Here is a 17,970-nt window from a genome sequence, read left to right on the forward strand (position 1 = left end):
AAATCCTGCTCAGCATAGCCGAACAGGATTCAAATTTATTTTTAGTTAATGATGATTACTCGTTTACTACACCCATTGCACAGAATTTATCGATTCTTTGTTCAATGAGTTTATCCGTTTTTAGTTTACCTAATGTAGCTAAATCTTTAATGAGATAATCTTTTAAAGTTCTACCCATTAATTCTGGATCCTGATGTGCACCACCCAGCGGCTCTGGGATAATGCCGTCGATCAGTTTGTTGCCAAACATATCATCGGAAGTTAATTTCAAGCATTCGGCGGCTTTCTCTTTAAAATCCCAGCTTCTCCATAAAATAGATGAACAAGATTCAGGAGAGATTACCGAATACCAGGTATGCTCCAACATATATACCCTATCGCCAATACCGATACCCAAAGCTCCTCCAGAAGCACCTTCGCCTACAACAACGCAGATAATCGGCACACGGAGAACAGACATTTCCAATAAATTCCTCGCAATCGCCTCACCTTGTCCACGTTCTTCTGCTTCTAAACCTGGGTAAGCACCCATGGTATCGATAAAAGAAACAACCGGTTTATTGAATTTTTCGGCCAAACGCATTAAACGTAAAGCTTTACGGTAACCTTCAGGATTGGCCATACCGAAATTGCGGAACTGACGCTCTTTGGTGTTTTTACCTTTCTGGTGACCAATAACCATTACGGTTTGGCCATTTATAGTCGCAAAACCACCAATAATTGCCTTATCATCTTTAACCGTTCTATCGCCATGCATCTCAATAAAATCATCACAGATCATGCTGATATAATCGAGTGTTTGCGGACGGTCAGGGTGGCGGCTCATCTGAACCTTATTCCAACCTGTTAAATTTTTATATAAGTTTTGAGTGGTCTCATCTAATTTACCATCAAGCTCGTCTAAAGTGGCAGACATATCTACCTTGGTTTTATCGGCAACTTGTTTAACCTTTTCTATCTGCTGAACTAAATCGGCAATAGGTTTCTCAAAATCGAATGATGTTTTTATTTGCTGCATAATTGAACCACAAAAATAAGTAATTATTTTTAGTTTGTAACCAACAGTTTTTTGTTTGCGTTTTTCAAGGGACAAATCGCTTCAAGACGTAGGTAGATTAGCCTTGCATATTGCCCTTTTATTATTTTTTATCATTTGGAAAGCAATTGCAGTAGTTCTTTGGTTCAGTTCAGTCCCGCCCTCGTTTCTGGCGACTTAAAGTCGGGATCCACTAAGTCGGGTTTAGATTACAGCTGTTCTTGCTACTATGAGGGGTTTCCGTGCCACCGCCCTAACCCAATTAGCCCTGATTGAAGCGGCATAATTTTTTATAGCACCAACTCCGAACATGCTGTCATGCTGAGGCACGAAGCATCTCACCCTATGAAACAGATGCTTCGTGCCTCAGCGTGACATAAGCTGTAAAAAAGATACAGCGCAAAGCAGGACGAACGATAATTATTACACCGCACCTGCGCTCCGATAAAACTAAAAGAGTTGACAACCAGCCCCCGATCCTAAAATCATTAAATCCTCCTAATCCTGGCTAGAATTTCGCGGCCTCTCCTGCTTTTGGTAAAGCTTTTTTAATAAACTCCCGGATGTGGTTATTGGCGGTTTTCAGGTCATCTTTACGCAGGTACATCATGTGCCCGCTACGATAACCTTCCCAACTCATGCGATCCTGCAGTTTACCCGCAGCATCCAACTGCCACATGCTATATTTGGCATTAAAATAATCGCAGGCACCGTCATAATAACCCGATTGCACCAATAAATGCAGGTATGGGTTTTGGGCCATGGCCTGACGGAGATTATCGCCGGTTTGATTGCCTGTTTGATCCCATGGGTAAACGGAACCGAACATATTGTACTTTAAATCGGTTTTATAATTCAGTTCGTTGCGGATGTACATGTTGATGGCTGGCGTAAAAGAATGCAACCAGGAAGTTAATTCAGCATTATAATCAGGCTCTTCCCCAGCGCCCATTTTATCGATGCCACGATAGCGCGAATCTAACCTACCCACAGTAAATCCTTTATCTCTCAACAGCTCTTTCCAGAAAAAGCCAGTAGGTACGTTGAGGTTATAATCTAAAATTACTTTTTCTGAAAGACCAGAATAACGGGCCATTTTCGCCGCTATCGCTTTCTTTTTATCGGCACTCAACATTCCTCCTTGCGAAATGGCCGGAATTAACTCGTTAATGGTAAACGTTTCTACTTCGGGCAACATTGCCGTTAAATCTTTGCCCTGTAAATCGGCTGCCAAGGCTTTATGGTACCAGGCCGTAGCGGCAAAATAAGGTAAACGCAAAGCAGCGTCAACAGGGCCGCTACGCTCAATACCCAGCTCGGTTGGCGAAACCAATACCACGCCGTTTAAATACATCCACTGGCTGTTCTGTAACTCTAAGGCCAAACCCGAAACACGGGTGGTACCATAACTTTCGCCAATTAGAAACTTTGGAGAAGCCCAACGGTTATTGCGGGTTACAAAAGTATTGATCCACTCGGCAAGATATTTAATATCTGCACGTACACCAAAGAATTTATTGGTCGGAATATCTTTACTTACAGCCCGCGAGTAGCCGGTATTCACCGGATCGATGTAAACGATATCGGCTTCATCTAAAATAGAATATGGGTTTGCTTTATAACCGTAAGGCTGAACAGGGTAACCCTCATCATCAATATTTAGCACTACAGGGCCGGTATAGGCAATGTGCATCCAAACCGAAGCAGAACCAGGACCACCGTTAAAAGAAATGACCAAAGGTCTTTTATTGCGGTTTTGTACGTCGCTGCGTTCGTAATAGGTATAAAACAAACCTGCAATAGGTTTCCCGTCTTCATCCCAAACCGGAAGTGTACCCGTAGTGGCTTTGTATGGAACAGCTTTTCCATTAATGTTTACCGAGTGATTGGTAACTACCGAACTCTCTACCTTAATGCTTCTTTCGTCTGCTGAAGATTTAGGTTCATCTTTAACGGTAACCTGCGTGGTGGTTACGGTTTCTTTGGATTGATTTTTCCTTGGCCCCTGTTGCGCCTGTGCAAAGAAACCTGCACACAAAAATGTAGCGAGTATAAATTTAAATTTCATCGAAAGTTTGGTTTGGTTGTTAAATATCAAACTATTACGGCGTTAATCAAAAAAACGCATTGGAAATGTTACCATAAAAGAAAAAGTCTTGGCGTTTGCCAAGACTTTTAATTATTCAATTAATATCAACTGTAAAGATCAACCAATTAGCGTTTCTGCCGTGGCGCTATATATTTGCCAGCCTATAGAGTTATTGCCGGTAACCGTAAGGAATATATGGTATTCGTATGTGCCATCAGAGATATATCCCTCAAATTTGTCAACGTTAATAGTGCCTGCAGAATGCGAAACACTGGTTAGGTTAACCGTGCCAACACCCTGTATAGTAGCTACAACATTGGTATAGAGCTGACCAGTATTATATTGAATACTAGCCACACCAGGCACCCCGTTATCAGCCGTAAAATCCTTGGTTACCACTATTGGTGGCAGATACTTCTTTATACTTTTTGTATCATCTGATTTAAAACTGCTCAATAAACAAATGAACATTGCCAAGATAAATGCAAAATAACGTGTTGTTGTTTTCATGTTTTTAAGATTTATGGTTAAGGAATTTATTTTTTGGTTGCAGCTAAAACAATCTCGTAGAGATATTTGCCCGGTCTGTTTATTCTGGTATTAAATCTTACATTTAGTTTAATAGGTCTTTTGCTCCAGGTGCCATATGGCAATTGTGAAGGAGGGCCCCAGGTTCCAGCACTTGCCGTATCTATCGATGCAATATTATTTGCATTAAGTCTGTAGTAACAATTTATACCATTACTTTGCGAATCCCAGTAAAGTGCAGGGAAAGGGCTTGTTGCATAATCGTACAATACTGCCGTATCGGTAACTGTAGTTTTATATGCAAAGGTACTCAACGATTTAAGATAAGTATTTCCACTTGGCCTTTGCTTATATTCGGAAGGTGCAAATAAGGCACCATTCTTATCTTTAAATTTGAGCACTACCTGATTGGGAAAATCGGCAATCCGTTTAATCTTCAACCATGCAGTAGTGGAACGGCCAATGTTCGCATCGATCCAATCTGCATCATAGGCAAATCTTATTCCTGTTTCACTATTGGCTTCAACCGCTAATGCATAAGGTGCGTTAATGTATTCGTATTCTACCTGTGGCGAAAGAATGATGGTACAGATATTATTATAAATCTTGGTGCCATTTGGATTTTCGACCTGAATATCCAGGAGATATTCTCCCGGAGGAATATTGTTACTTCCCTCGTTAAAAACCATTTGGCCACTTACCGGAGCAACTTCAAAAGGTGTTTTCTTTACTCTTACTCTTTTTGCATTGATTAAAGCAAGTGTAGTATCTGTTCTAGGATCGTAAGGCAGTTTCCAGATGTCTATTTCGTATTCTTTGAAAAATTCTTCTGCGCGTTTCCCTGTTGCTTTGTTACGGACATTTAATAAGGTTACTTTAAATGGCGGGGTAGATGCATCAGGAATTAAACCTTGCGAAAGGTAAAATGAGCCCGCGTTAACCCTTAAAGGATTTGAAGAATAACGCAGGTAATCGCTTAAAAAGCCTTCCTTTACTTTTTTACAGGCATTAAAGCCTACTGCAGCAATGATAAGGCACAGTATGCCTCCGAATAAATATATCTTTTTCATAAAAATTGCTTTAAAAATCTTTTACTTTAAATGTCCATGGGTGTGAATTGCTCAGTACATGAACAATACCGTTTGTGGTTTCGATACCTGATGTTTGGCAAACAGTACTTCTATCCAATAAACTTTCATCGCCGCTTGGATCTTCCATTTTACCATTAACCAAAACATCCCTGTCGCCCAAAACTTTTATAAAATAGACCAGTTTGGCATCGTTGGTTATAATCCCATCTACCAGGTAACCTGTTGTTTTGGTATAGGATATAATGAAACTTTCGGCTGGAGCAACAACAGAATGATAAATCTTTCCTTCTTCGGTAAGCTGTCCGTACGAAATTTTACCTTTAAATACGTAAATACCCAACGAATCACGAAGCATTGCAGGTGTAAAATATTTGAATAGAGAATCTAAAGTATAATTTTCATTTTCATCAATCTGACGGGCTTCGTCGCGTTTAATGTTCAGAAAATTATTGATCGAATAATTGTTTGGCACAAAGAAAGTAACATCTCCATTTATGACGTCTTTTAAACCGGCCTTATCAATCACCATTAAGGTGGTATCAAAAACTTTTTTAGGATGTGATTTTAGAAAATCGTAGGTATTAAAATTCACCTTTGGATTACTTAACCCACCATCAATAATTCCGTTGCCTTTTTTACAGCTGATGAATACCGTTATTGCTGCAAAAATTATAAATATGTATTTTTTCATGTTGTATCTTATTAGTATTTACCTTTCCAGAATTCGGTTTGATTGATGAGGTTATTGTTCTGAAGAATACTGTTCGCAATCGGCCATCTCCAACCTTTAAGTGCTTTACGCGCATCGGTTAACCAAATCGGACTGCGGTTCATCCTTACGCCATCGAAAAAATTCTGTCCTTCTCCGGCGAGTTCGCGCACACGCTCGTTCATAATATCAATTTTTAAAAGGTTACCTATAGCGCTGCTTCCTCCTGTATTGGCTCTCACCCGAACAACGTTTAATGCTGTTTGTGCCTCAGAATCTCTTGTTAAGGAATTTAATGCTTCTGCTTTTAACAGATACATATCTGCCAGGCGATAAATGATCAGGTTGCTTTCGATATAAGGCTCTGTAGGAGTTTTGTAGCCAACATCACTGTATTTTATTAAAAGACCAATATTGGCACTGCTGCTACGTCCGTAAAATTTATCCAATCTAGCATCTGCAGCGTTGGGATAAATATTGATCATAAAATCTGGATTGAGGTAGTACAATGGCTTGCTGAAACTATTTGTGTATGGTTCCATTAAGGTCTCGAAACCGATACCACCATAGAAATAAGCCTCTTTTTTTGCATTAGAAGAAGGAATTACAAAAATATTCTCTTTCGAATTTGCATTTTTGAAAGGCATTCTGATATTATCGGCGGTTTCCAGTCCAAAAGCATCAACCCTATTGATAATCGAATCGGTATAGGCAAGTGTTTTGGTATATTCGTGACGCCAGGCTGTTACGTGAGCCAATAAACCCAAGGCAGCTCCTTTATTTGCCCTTACCCTTTGGTATTGAGCAGTACCCTCGAAAGTCATTAATGCCGAAGCTTTACCTGCATCGCTGATTACCTGATCGGTAATTTTTTCTTCAGGCGATTGGGCCAAAAGTTTAATCTGTTCGGCAGTATAAATTGGTTCGTTTTGCAGGGGTACTTCGCCCCAAACTCTTGCCATGTAGAAATAACACAACCCACGCAAGAAATAAGCTTCTCCAATTATATAATTTTTAGCTTTAGCGCCTCCTGCAAATGATGCATCTGGTATTGATGGTGTTTTATCGATTACCAAATTACAAACGTTTATTACTTTATACCAGTTGGTCCAGGTATGCGCACCGCCTTCGCGATAGTAAACCGCGTTTAAACCACCATTTACATATGGCCCCTGCATATTGGTATCGTCTGTTTTAAATTCTCCATACGGCAAGTCACCCCAGATAAAGAAAGCATTATCGGTATACAAACTGGTTCTTAAAAGTCCATATGCACCACTTATAGCACCCTGGGCATCAGCCTCAGTTTTCCAGAATTTATCATCATAAGTGGCATTATCCAATTCGTTATCTAAAGCCTTTTTACAGGATGGGGCTATGAGTATGGTCAGTAGTGTTGCTATTACCAGCAAACTACTTCTTGTTTTTTTATAATTCGTTTTCATCTGCTTAATTTTTAAAATTCTACCTGAATACCTAGTGTGTATTTTTTAGGGATGGGATATCCATCGCCAAAATCGTAGCCCTGGGCATTTACGGCCTCGGCATCAATTCCGGAAAATTTCTGGAATATCACGAGGTTATCGGCCATCGCATAAAGTTTTAGGCGGTTAAGGCTAAGTTTTTTCATCCATGGATTACTTTTCGGCACAAAATCATAACCCAGGTTTACGTTCTTTATCCTTACATACCAGCCTGGTTCTACATAAAAAGTTTGATTACTTCTGAATACATATAAACCTGCAAAAGGATTTAAGGCAGGGAAAGTGGCATTATCACCTTCCGATCTCCAATAGTTATATTGTTCATAATTGCCGATAGATGCCCTTGCCAGATCTTCTGGATTACCATAAAACAACCCGTTCGATAATCTTTGTGCCAAGGTATTGTTCACAATAGTCCGACCTAAAGTAAAGGTGGTGAAAATGGATAAAGAGAAGTTTTTATACCTGAAAGCATTGTTAATACCTCCTGTGGCTTTCGGATTGGGATCACCATAAAAAGTAACATCGTTTTCACCGTTGTTATCAGATATTTTATAGTCACCGCTAATATCTCTCCATTTCGGCATACCCAAAATCAATGTTCCCCATTTGGTATTGCCAACCTGCCCGGTATACGGATTTACCAACAGATCATTTATGGAATTAATTACCCCATCGGTAATATACATTTGGTACATATTTAACGGCTTACCAACAACATAAATGGTACCGTTACTGTACAAGTCGCGGTTGCCATTTGGAAGTGCGGTAACAATGTTTCTATTGAATGAGATGTTAATAGAAGGACTCCATTGAAAAGCAGATTCAGGTCTGAAAACCCGACCAGAAATCTGAAATTCAAGTCCTGAGTTGCGAACACCAGCTGCATTACTCAATGAGGTGCTGAAGCCCGACGTTTCCGGAACCAATACTTTTAACATTTGTCCGGTTGTGTTTCTGATATAAGCATCAGCGGTTATACTTAAGCGGTGTTTAAAGAGGTCTACGTCAAGACCGATGTTGGTTTGAGCCGATTCTTCCCACGTTAAATTGTTGTTGGTTAACTTATCAAAGTTTGGATAAATTACAGGAACGCCATCGTAAGTGCCGGCACTGCTACCGTTGTAACCAGCCCCACCAAGCGAAAAACTATTGTAACGGTCGTTATCGCCAATACTGGCCTCATCTCCACTCAAACCCCAGCTAAACCTCACTTTGGCCAAATCGATCCACGAAATATTTTTCATGAAATTTTCTTCTGTTGCCACCCAAGCTGCAGAAAAAGATGGAAAAACTGCCCATCGGTTATCACGTCCGAACCTGGAAGAGGCATCAGCCCTGAGGTACGAATCGAAAAGGTATTTTTCTTTATAATCATAATGTGCACTTCCAAAGAAAGATAGCTTTGCATAAGTAGAATGATTGGATCCTCCCGATAAATCGCCCTGGGCTACACCGGATACAACTTTTATATTATCATTCGGAACCCCTTCACCAGCAACAGATAACGATTGGTTATCACGACTTTCGAAAGCCTGACCAGCAAGAAAATTAATATTATGGGTTTCGTTGATGCTAAAATTATATAACAGGGTATTCGTGATCAAATATTTTAAACCTTCACTAAAACCAGAATATGCATAAGCTCTGCCATTGTATTCGCTTCTGGCCGGACTGAAAAAGTCGCGTTTTGATGAACTATAATTAATTGCGCCTTCCGTATTAAAAGAGAGGTTTTTAACAATATTGTAAGTGAGTTTGGTTACGATACTCACGTTATTATCGGCATTACTGTTCCGTACGGTTTCGTAGGGAGCCTCGATGTCGGCCCTATCCTGGTCGGATAAGTAAAATAACGAAGAAGGCATACCAACAGGGTTAATTTTAAAAGCATTGCGGTAGCCCTGTTCTTCGGGTCTAACCCTACCAACCATTCTTAGGCCCCTGCTTAACCTTAGCGAGGTTTGCATCTGAAATTTCTCACTAAAGTTTGCTCCTAGATTTGCGTTTAAAGAATAACGCTCATAACCCGTAGCCTTAATAATTCCTTTTTCGTTATAATGCCCAACACCCACACGGTAGTTGAACTTTTCAGTTCCACCCGAAACGGCTAAATCCTGGTTGGACACCGTTCCGTTTTGATAGAATAAATCCTGCCAATTGTTATTGTTATTAAATGATGGATTTAAGCTATCGGTTAACATAATCGGAACCCGATCCCTTAACTGTGTAGGATTACCATAATTATAGATCAGATCCAGCTTCCGTCTTCTTTCTTCTGCACCGATAACGGTTTCTAAAAAATCAGGCTGTTTAACGATTCCATAATACGTATTAAAACTTACCTTTGGAACACCTGCAACCCCTCTTTTGGTTTTAATCAGGATCACGCCGTTTGCACCCCTCGATCCGTAAATGGCCGCAGCAGACGCGTCTTTTAACACATCAATAGATTCCACATCGTTTGGATTTAAAGAAGTTAAAAAATTAGTTCCTGTTTGAGTGAAGGCTTCAACCTCGTCTTCCGAAATCGGTAATCCATCAATTACATAAAGCGGATTACTAAAAGCTCTATCGCCATCAAATTCTCCTGCCGACATGATCCTGGTGTTACCGCGCACCATTAAAGAGGTACTTACACCAGGCTGACCAGTAAAATTCTGAACGTTTACACCTGGCAACTTACCTTGTAAAAGCACATCTACACTGGCAGCCGGCAGATTCTCAATATCCTTACTGGTTACCGATGAGAGCGCAGCAGTAGAGTTTTTACGTTTCACCTGTTGGTATCCCATTACGAGAACATCTGTTAATGATTGTTGATCGGGATTAAGACTGACATTGATTTCGCTACGTCCATTTACCTGAACTTCTTTTAATTTATAGCCAACATAGCTAAAAATCAAAGTAGCATCTTTTCCAGCAGTAAGATTATAACGCCCATTGGCGTCGGTACTTACGGTTGTTACTGTATTTTTCACTTTTACGGATACGCCGGGCAGCGATTGGCCATCGTCGGCCCCCTTGACAATTCCGGTTATTTTTAACTGGGCTGATACGGACGTAACAACCAGTAGAAAACCGGCAAAAAGGCCGATTTTTCGGATGTAAAATTTGGTCATAGAAAATTTATTTAATTAGGGATTAGTTGCTTCTTGGTAATTTTTAAAGTAAAATTTAACAAGTGGGATTAGCGCGTATTTAGTTGTTGGTTAACTAAAGATAGGGTCAAACAATTGACATTTTTTCGCAAAACAATGCGCAAACGTTTGCTTAATATTGAGGATAAAATACATATAAATACTACCTAAAAACTTAGGACAAGAGTATTTCAGGCTTATTTTATAGAATATTAATAAAAACGAAAATTGAATTTATTGCGAGCCTTACATTAAAATAAAATCCAACACAAACGTTTGATTAACTTTGAGTTTAAAAACCACAGCCATAAAAAAAGCCGACAATGCGTATTGCAATGTCGGCTGGGAAAAACCAATTTAATTGATTACTTGCTTTTACATTATTTTAAAGCCGAAATTTCTTCATCTGGCAATACCTTGTTCCAAATTTGTAACTCGTCAAGCTTTCCTTTAAATCCGCCAACAGTTTGAAGCGGAAAAAATAGCGTTTCGGATTTACGCATTTTTGTGTTGTCTTTGTCGGTAAATACAATCCAGTTGTCGTACAATTTCTTTTCTAATTTTCCATTGATATAAAGACTGGTACCGCTGTTGGTGCCTGTTATTACTACATGTGTCCAGCTATTTTCAGGTAAGCTATATCCAAAATCGATATTATAACCTTCTCTCGAGAATCCCAATTTACCTGTACCGGTTTGTTTTAATTTTACGACGGCATTTGGAGCTTTAAACAATACGGCATCATCGGCATTGTGATCAGCTGGGTTTACCCAAAATGAAACCGTGTAATTATATCCAATTTCAGTATAAGGCAATTTTGCATAGCTATTTTCTCCTGAAAAGGATAAAGCATTCTTTAGATATCCAGGTGTATAAACGGCACCAATGGTTTTGATTTTTTCTCCTTTTTGATCAAAACTAAAATGAGCTGTGAATGGCGCATCTTTTTTGGATAGTTTTCCACTGATGTTTAATGATGGTCCTTCTCCTATTTTCTTGCTCCACACATTAAAATCGTCAAACTTTAAGGGCGTATCACTTCCACCCCACATTTTTTGCGACAATACCTGCATCGCAGGAAATACCCTGTCGTGCACATCCTTTTCTGTAATGCCATTGCCTACAATATCATTCCACACGGCAAAAGAACCACCTAATATGGTCGGATCACCGGTAGGAAAGCGCACGTCGCCAATCATCGAAGGCGTCCATTTATTATAAAGGTTTTTAATATCCAGATAATCGTAATAATAGCCGGCAGCGGGTACGATGTACAGCCATCCATCAGGTGTGCTGATCTGTTTGTAGCCAAGTTTCTTCATTGCAACTGGATCAGCATAACCGTTATACCAGGTGTTCATCACCACGTTTTCTACCTTTACAGGTGTGGTACCCTTAGCATGTGTTAATGCACCCCAGAGCCTTACATCTTTTCCGAAACCTTCTACATATTTAATCATATTGTCGGTAAAGGCCCTAAAAACTTCAGCATCTTTTTTGGCATACTCGTCGGTTCCGATGTGAACAGCTTTCCCCATAAACACAGGTTTACTCCCAGAAATGTATTCTTTGAATACATTTTCCATAAAAGTATAGGTAAGTGGGTTATGGAGATCTAGGTGATCCATTCCATAGGCTTTACTTCCAATTTCAGGAACCACTTTGGTAAAGGCGAGGGCATGTGCCGGAGCATCAATTTCGGGAATAATGCGCACGCCATAATCATCGGCCAACTGTTGCAGAGCGATAAATTCTTTTTTGGAATAAGAACCATCTTTTGCGGTTAGGCCAGGATAGGTTGTATTTTCTAAGCGGAAAGCGGAGTAGGTTTCAGACCAGTTATCGTTGAAATATTTTTTAAAACCGTTATCATTTAAATGAATCTGAAAATCGTTCAGTTTGTAATAAGACATGAATTTCACATAATCCCTCAAAAATTGCAGGCTAAAGAATTTACGGCCAACATCGAGTACAAATCCGCGGACTTCAAACTCCGGGTAATCTCTGGCCAATCCCTTGGGAATGCTATTTTTCTGCTCCAATAATTGCAACAAAGTCCGTGTTCCCCAAAATAATCCCTGATATTTTACAGCGCTAATGGTTACATATTCATCTGTATTAAAGTAATAACCCTCTTCGCCTATGCTTTTGTCTTTTGCATTTAGGGTTAATAAGATATCACCTTTCTTAGCCTTGCCTTTCACAATCGATACATTAAAACCCAATTGATCTTTTAATTCCTGTTTTAAAATATTTGCAGCATTTCGCAGCTGTTTATCATCCGCAGCATTCAGTACAATTCTGCTAGAGGCTGTTAAAGAGAAAATTCCATTACTGCCATGCCATTCGCGTAAAGTAGGAATAACGAAAGGCTGTGGGTTAACGCCAACATTGGGAAATTTCCCTGGAACAACAATTTCTTTTGAAACATCGTATTTTATCGAATCACTTACCTGACTGATCAATTCGAAATACAGATTCACCTTTGTTGCCACCAGCGGTGTTGTGATATCGCCTGCCGGGTTTACAATTGGTGCACGGTTACTGGCTTTAAATACCAGCGAATAGCCTTTAGGGCTTTCTGGAAAAATTACGCGTTTATCACCTGCCTTTATTTCCTTAATATCAGGTACCGATTGAACAACTGCACTGTCGGTTTGACCGTATAAAAGCCCCTGTGTGATGATGATTAAACCAACCGTAAATAGAATGTTTTTCATGTGTATATGATGAATTTAATTAGCTTTTATTTTTCCCCGTTTGTTATGGCATAAAGGTTAAAGACTATACCTGTATATGTTAAAGATAAACTAAACTTTTTCATACGCTTAAACAAGTTATGCGCAAACGTTTGATGGGCAATTCAAAATACCAAAAACAAAAAAAGCCGACAATGCGTAATGCACTGTCGGCTGTATTATAAACCGGGATGACTTAAAATTATTTATCCCACCAAACTTTACCGGCCAGATTATCGCCACCTGGTACAGCTGCAGAAGCGGCCTTATAGTTAACACCATTTTTAGCTCCCTCCTCTACAGGGTAAGGAAAACGTCGTGGAATAGTTCCATTGGTAGCATTACCTGGATAAACCACTGGTGTTAAAACCGGAAATCCAGACCTACGCCAGTTAGACCATGTTTCATAAAAATCGAACATAGTACAGGTATGTAACCAGTATTGTGTATTAATCATTTCCAGGCCATTAGCGGCTACGTATGGATGAGCAGCTGCGTAAGTATCAGCTATAGTGCCAGATATAGCTAGACCAGCATCGTATTGTGACAAAAAAGTAATACCTGCAGATAAACCGTTGGCATAGTGCGCCGCCGCTGATCCTCCAATTGCCCATCTTTGCGCTGCTTCTGCCAATAATAATTCGCTTTCAGCATATGTTAGGATAAAGGTAACACCGTCCTTTTTAATCATTGCCGGGTTCGGTGATGAATATGCAGGAAATGTTGTATAAGAAGCATCTTGCCTAACATCCCTGCCTGCAATGCCACTTAAATCTTTGCCGTTTGGCATACCTTTTTGAACTAGTGGATCGGCACTGTAATTAGGATTTTGTGTCTTGGTGTTTTCATCAAGAAAAAGCCCTGTAACGGCAACTTTTCCTAAACGTGGATCGTTTGCTATTTTTAATTTATTGATAAAAGTTTGCGACCATTTAACATAATAGTTTTCCTGACCACCATCGCCGGCCAATACCTGACTGTTACGGTTCTGAGTTACTCTTGCTCCCGATACATCGTGTTTAACAAAGGCATTATCATCATTGTTTGCCATTGTTTTTCCAATTACTTTTTGAGCATAGGCTTTAGCCGTATTTTCATCCACTTTGGTTAAACGCATTGCAATACGCAATAATAAGGTGTTCCCAAACCTTTTCCATTTATTGATATCTCCTTTATAAATCGCATCGCCAGTTACCTTATCGCCATTAACATCCAATAAATTAGTTGCTTCTTCTACCTCTTTTAATAAATCGGTATAGATTGCTTGTTGCTTATCGTATTTGGGTGCCAAATTGCCTGTGTAATAACCCTGCCCCGCTTCCGAGTAAGGTGCATCTCCATATAAATCGGTAATACGTTCAAAAATCAGGGCTTTCCATAAACGGGCCACCTGGCGTACATTATTATATTTCGGAGAACCTTTTGTAAATTCGACAATATCAACTATTGGTTTAACCTGTTCTACATAAGCACCAACGGTTGTACTGCCCCAATAAGCAGCAGTATAACCCTCATTGAGCAAGTACTTATCTCCTGCCCAGTAGCTTACCACTGTAGAAAGCCCCTGCATCATGGTAGATGAATAAATTAAATTCCCTCTCCAGGTATCGTAAGCGAAATCGATGCTTCCGGTATAAGTAAGCTGTGCAGTAGTTAAGGTAAAATTTGGATCAAAAGTAGCTGCTCCATAAGCAGATGGATTGGTATTAATATCTTCGAAATCTTTGGTGCAACCAGAGATCATTAACATGCCGGTACAAAGTAACAGGCTATATTTTTTTAATATGTTTGTTTTCATTGTTCTGTCTGTTTAAAATTAAAGCTTAACACTAAGGTTTACACCAAAAGTTCTAACTGGTGGCACACCACCAAGTTCCAATCCCGGAAAAGTAGCATTGTAGCTGGATTCAGGATCAATATTATCCGTTTTTTTCATCAGGATAAATAAGTTGCGGCCAACAAGGCTTACATTTAAACCATGTATCTTGTTGTTGAACATTTTAGCAGGGAAATTATAACCTAAGGTTACCTGTCTGAACTTTATGAAACTCGCATCTTGCACAAATTTATTTGAAACATTATCTGCTGAAAGCTGATAGTAAGTTGCTGCGGTATTACCCAAAGCTTCACGATTTTCGAGTGTAGCCTGATGCAAACCAAACACATAACCATAATAATCGGTGGCAGAGAATACTTTTCCGCCCCATTTCCCATCAATCAAAAATGACAATGTTGCGCCTTTATAATTAAACTCGTTATTCCATCCAGCAAACCATTTGTTGTAAGCGGAACCATAAGCAACAAGATCACCACGTTGAGGTGCTCCGTTTGCACCCAGCATAACGTTTCCGGATGCATCGTATTTATAATCATATGCCATTACCTGTGAGGCTGCCTTACCAGGAATATTCTGTAAAAAGCCAACACCGGAGCGTGAAGTTGCTATCAGATTTGACGTTACACCGTCAGCGAGAGAAATTACCTTATTATCATTATACGATCCATTCAAAGATGATGTCCAAACAAAATCCTTACTTTTTACAACCTGACCAGATAATAATAGTTCCACACCTTTGTTTTCAATCTTACCAGAATTTAAAACAGCACCGCTATAACCTGTAGCAGTAGAGGTTGTAACAAAAGTGATTTCATCTTTAGATGTTTTTTTATACCAGGTAAGATCGAGATTTAAACGATCTCCCAACAAACGCATTTCGGTGCCGATTTCCAATTCGGTTGCTTTAGAGGCTCTTAATGCAGAATTTGGAATATTTACATTCGAAATAGTACCCAATGGCAGGCCATTTAATACTTCACTTCTTAAACTATAAGTTAACAAGGTTTGATAAGGGTCTGTTGCCTGACCAACAACAGCATAACCCGCCCTAACTTTACCAAAGGTTAAAAAAGATGGTTTCCAAAGTTCTGAGAAAACAAATGAACCACTTACTGAAGGATAGAAAACACTGAGCTTGTTATCCTTACCCGGCGTTGCCAAGGTCGAAAACCAATCTGTACGTCCGCTGCCCGTCAAATATAAGATGTCTTTATAAGCAAATTCTAAAGTACCGTATACAGACTGCGTTTCGGCTACAGAAGCTACATAAGCTACAGATTTATTCTTCGCATTTAGAATATTATAAACGCCGAAAACAGCAAAATCTGCTCCGCTATTTGTTGTTTGATTTACATTTGTTCTTCTGTAGCTCGCTCCAATATTCGGTGTAACGGCAAAGTCTTCATCTATTTTAAAAGGCTTGCCTACTAAAACATCCACATTTACATCTGCAAATTTTGTGGCCTGTTCTACAATTTTACCAGGTGCATAATAAGCAGTCCCTGATGGTACTACATTTTTATAACTGTCGTTATAGGCATCGCGGCCAGCACGGCCCTGTAAAAACAGTCCATCATCAAAAGTATATTTAGCACTAAACGAACTGATTAAACGGTCGCGTTTGGTATCATTTATAAATTCGTTTGCTGCAAACCAGGGATTCGTTGCATAAGCATTTCCTTTGTTATATTGTATTTCATTGCCCACAGCATCTTTCCATGGTTTTAGATCGTTTACACTTATACTGGTTGGCAAAAAGGCAACATTATAATTCGCATTACCTGCACCATCAGAAACCATCGGTCTGTTTTTAGCCTGCTCTAATATGTAATTCATCCGAGCATCAATGGTTAGTCTTTTAACTGGGTTAAAAGTACCCGTAAGATTAAAAGACTGTCTGTTTAAACCTGAGTTTGGCACAACAGATGTATTATGTACATCATTGGCCGATAAACGAATGGTACCGCCATCAAAACTTTTATTTAAAGCCAATGTATTAGACCATGTACCTCCTGTACGGTAAAAATCTTCAATATTATTTTTCTGTGAGGTATAAGGTCTGGAAACACCATCGAACTGAACCACATTCGATCCATCTAATTTTGCTCCCCAGCTCGATCCACCCACCTGTGCTGCAGCAGCCGCATCGGTTGGTTTTACGCCGTTTGCGCCCTGCCCGTAAACATATTGCCAATTGGTTCTGTCCATTACCTGTTCAGCAACATAATTGCTGTTAAACTCTATGCTATTGCCCTTTCCACTTTTGGTCGTAATTAAAATTACCCCGGCTTTTGCACGATAACCATACAGGGCTGAGGCTGCCGCACCCTTTAATACCGAAATACTTTCAATATCGTCAGGATTTAAATTCCCAACAGCATCTCCCAAATCTGGCGCATTGTCATATTGACTACCTGAATTACCATTGCCATTTAAATTGTTTAAACCAACAGGCTTGTTCTCCATTGGCACGCCATTAATTACATATAATGGCTGGTTGGTTTGACTTAAACTGGAGACTCCACGGATGGTTACGCTGGTTGCAGCACCTACACCACCAGAGGTTGAACTAATATCCAAACCAGCCACTTTTCCAACCAGTGAGTTGGCCACATTATTTTCTCTCGCCTGCGTTAAAGTTTCGCCGCCTATCTGTGTAACCGAATAGCCCAATGCTCTTCTTTCTTTTTTGATACCCAAAGCGGTAACCACTACATCGGTCAGCTGTTTGGTATCTTCCGATAATACAATATCGATACTGGTTTGCGATCCGATTGAAATTTCTTTTGTTTGAAAACCAGCATAAGAAACTACCAAAACCGCATTTTCAGGTGCATTTAAAGAGAATTTACCGTTTACATCGGTAGAAGTTCCAATCCCAGTCCCTTTTACCCTAACCGTAGCTCCAGGTAGTGCCCCTCCAAGTGCATCTTTTACTGTTCCAGAAATTGGGACTTCTTTATTTTTGCTAATCACAATCAAGCCTCCATCAGAAACAGAATATTTCAGGTTCGTTCTGTTTAAAATGGCTGCCAATACATCGGTTACCAAAGTATTGGTTACCGTAATGCTTACATCCTTATTTACCGGAACATAAGAAGAGCTGTAAACAAAATGGTAACTGCTTTGCTGTTCAATAATCTGTAATACCCTGGCCAGCTTTGTTTTCTTAACATCTAAAGAAATTTTTTCCTGGGAAAAAACCGATGCCGAAACATTAAGACAGGTAATGAAAACCATAATACAGGCTAGTTTCATTAGCATAATGAATTTTAGGAGCGCTTTATATTTGGGGCGCCCTTGCAGTAAGTAATAATA

10 protein-coding genes are annotated in these 17,970 nt (G+C 39.6%); all 10 read right to left on the reverse strand.

Annotated features, from left to right (window positions below; translation table 11 throughout):
* Positions 1-55: 55 nt before the first annotated feature.
* Positions 56-1,018: an acetyl-CoA carboxylase carboxyltransferase subunit alpha gene (locus tag R2S57_RS11715; RefSeq protein ID WP_316845135.1), complete on the reverse strand. Its 963-nt coding sequence runs from the start codon at positions 1,016-1,018 to the stop codon at positions 56-58.
* Between the two features lie 526 nt (positions 1,019-1,544).
* The gene (locus R2S57_RS11720; RefSeq protein WP_316845136.1) at positions 1,545-3,104 is read right to left on the reverse strand and encodes a S10 family serine carboxypeptidase-like protein; all 1,560 of its coding nucleotides are present in this window, start codon (positions 3,102-3,104) and stop codon (positions 1,545-1,547) included.
* Positions 3,105-3,242: 138 nt separating this feature from the next.
* Entirely contained in the window at positions 3,243-3,635 is a 393-nt protein-coding gene (locus R2S57_RS11725) for a hypothetical protein (protein WP_316845137.1), read from the reverse strand.
* A gap of 26 nt (positions 3,636-3,661) precedes the next feature.
* Positions 3,662-4,723: a DUF5007 domain-containing protein gene (locus R2S57_RS11730; protein WP_316845138.1), complete on the reverse strand. Its 1,062-nt coding sequence runs from the start codon at positions 4,721-4,723 to the stop codon at positions 3,662-3,664.
* A 10-nt stretch (positions 4,724-4,733) separates the two neighbouring features.
* A complete protein-coding gene (locus R2S57_RS11735) occupies positions 4,734-5,435 on the reverse strand; it encodes a fasciclin domain-containing protein (protein ID WP_316845139.1) in 702 nt (233 codons plus the stop codon).
* Positions 5,436-5,446: 11 nt separating this feature from the next.
* A complete protein-coding gene (locus R2S57_RS11740; RefSeq protein WP_316845140.1) occupies positions 5,447-6,898 on the reverse strand; it encodes a RagB/SusD family nutrient uptake outer membrane protein in 1,452 nt (483 codons plus the stop codon).
* A gap of 11 nt (positions 6,899-6,909) precedes the next feature.
* Entirely contained in the window at positions 6,910-10,059 is a 3,150-nt protein-coding gene (locus R2S57_RS11745) for a SusC/RagA family TonB-linked outer membrane protein (RefSeq protein WP_316845141.1), read from the reverse strand.
* 398 nt (positions 10,060-10,457) lie between these two features.
* The gene (locus R2S57_RS11750) at positions 10,458-12,797 is read right to left on the reverse strand and encodes a family 20 glycosylhydrolase (RefSeq protein ID WP_316845142.1); all 2,340 of its coding nucleotides are present in this window, start codon (positions 12,795-12,797) and stop codon (positions 10,458-10,460) included.
* Between the two features lie 220 nt (positions 12,798-13,017).
* Positions 13,018-14,613 (reverse strand): SusD/RagB family nutrient-binding outer membrane lipoprotein, encoded by a 1,596-nt coding sequence (locus R2S57_RS11755; protein ID WP_316845143.1) that lies wholly within the window; start codon positions 14,611-14,613, stop codon positions 13,018-13,020.
* Between the two features lie 18 nt (positions 14,614-14,631).
* A complete protein-coding gene (locus tag R2S57_RS11760) occupies positions 14,632-17,910 on the reverse strand; it encodes a SusC/RagA family TonB-linked outer membrane protein (protein ID WP_316845144.1) in 3,279 nt (1,092 codons plus the stop codon).
* Positions 17,911-17,970: the final 60 nt, after the last annotated feature.

It is taken from the genome of Pedobacter psychrodurus (assembly GCF_032678585.1).
Taxonomy (GTDB): Bacteria; Bacteroidota; Bacteroidia; order Sphingobacteriales; family Sphingobacteriaceae; genus Pedobacter; species Pedobacter psychrodurus_A.

Coding starts and splice junctions, on each gene's coding strand:
- R2S57_RS11715 (WP_316845135.1), bottom strand. CDS start 1,018: ATGCAGCAAATAAAAACATCATTCGATTTTGAGAAACCTATTGCCGAT.
- R2S57_RS11720 (WP_316845136.1), bottom strand. CDS start 3,104: ATGAAATTTAAATTTATACTCGCTACATTTTTGTGTGCAGGTTTCTTT.
- R2S57_RS11725 (WP_316845137.1), bottom strand. CDS start 3,635: ATGAAAACAACAACACGTTATTTTGCATTTATCTTGGCAATGTTCATT.
- R2S57_RS11730 (WP_316845138.1), bottom strand. CDS start 4,723: ATGAAAAAGATATATTTATTCGGAGGCATACTGTGCCTTATCATTGCT.
- R2S57_RS11735 (WP_316845139.1), bottom strand. CDS start 5,435: ATGAAAAAATACATATTTATAATTTTTGCAGCAATAACGGTATTCATC.
- R2S57_RS11740 (WP_316845140.1), bottom strand. CDS start 6,898: ATGAAAACGAATTATAAAAAAACAAGAAGTAGTTTGCTGGTAATAGCA.
- R2S57_RS11745 (WP_316845141.1), bottom strand. CDS start 10,059: ATGACCAAATTTTACATCCGAAAAATCGGCCTTTTTGCCGGTTTTCTA.
- R2S57_RS11750 (WP_316845142.1), bottom strand. CDS start 12,797: ATGAAAAACATTCTATTTACGGTTGGTTTAATCATCATCACACAGGGG.
- R2S57_RS11755 (WP_316845143.1), bottom strand. CDS start 14,613: ATGAAAACAAACATATTAAAAAAATATAGCCTGTTACTTTGTACCGGC.
- R2S57_RS11760 (WP_316845144.1), bottom strand. CDS start 17,910: ATGAAACTAGCCTGTATTATGGTTTTCATTACCTGTCTTAATGTTTCG.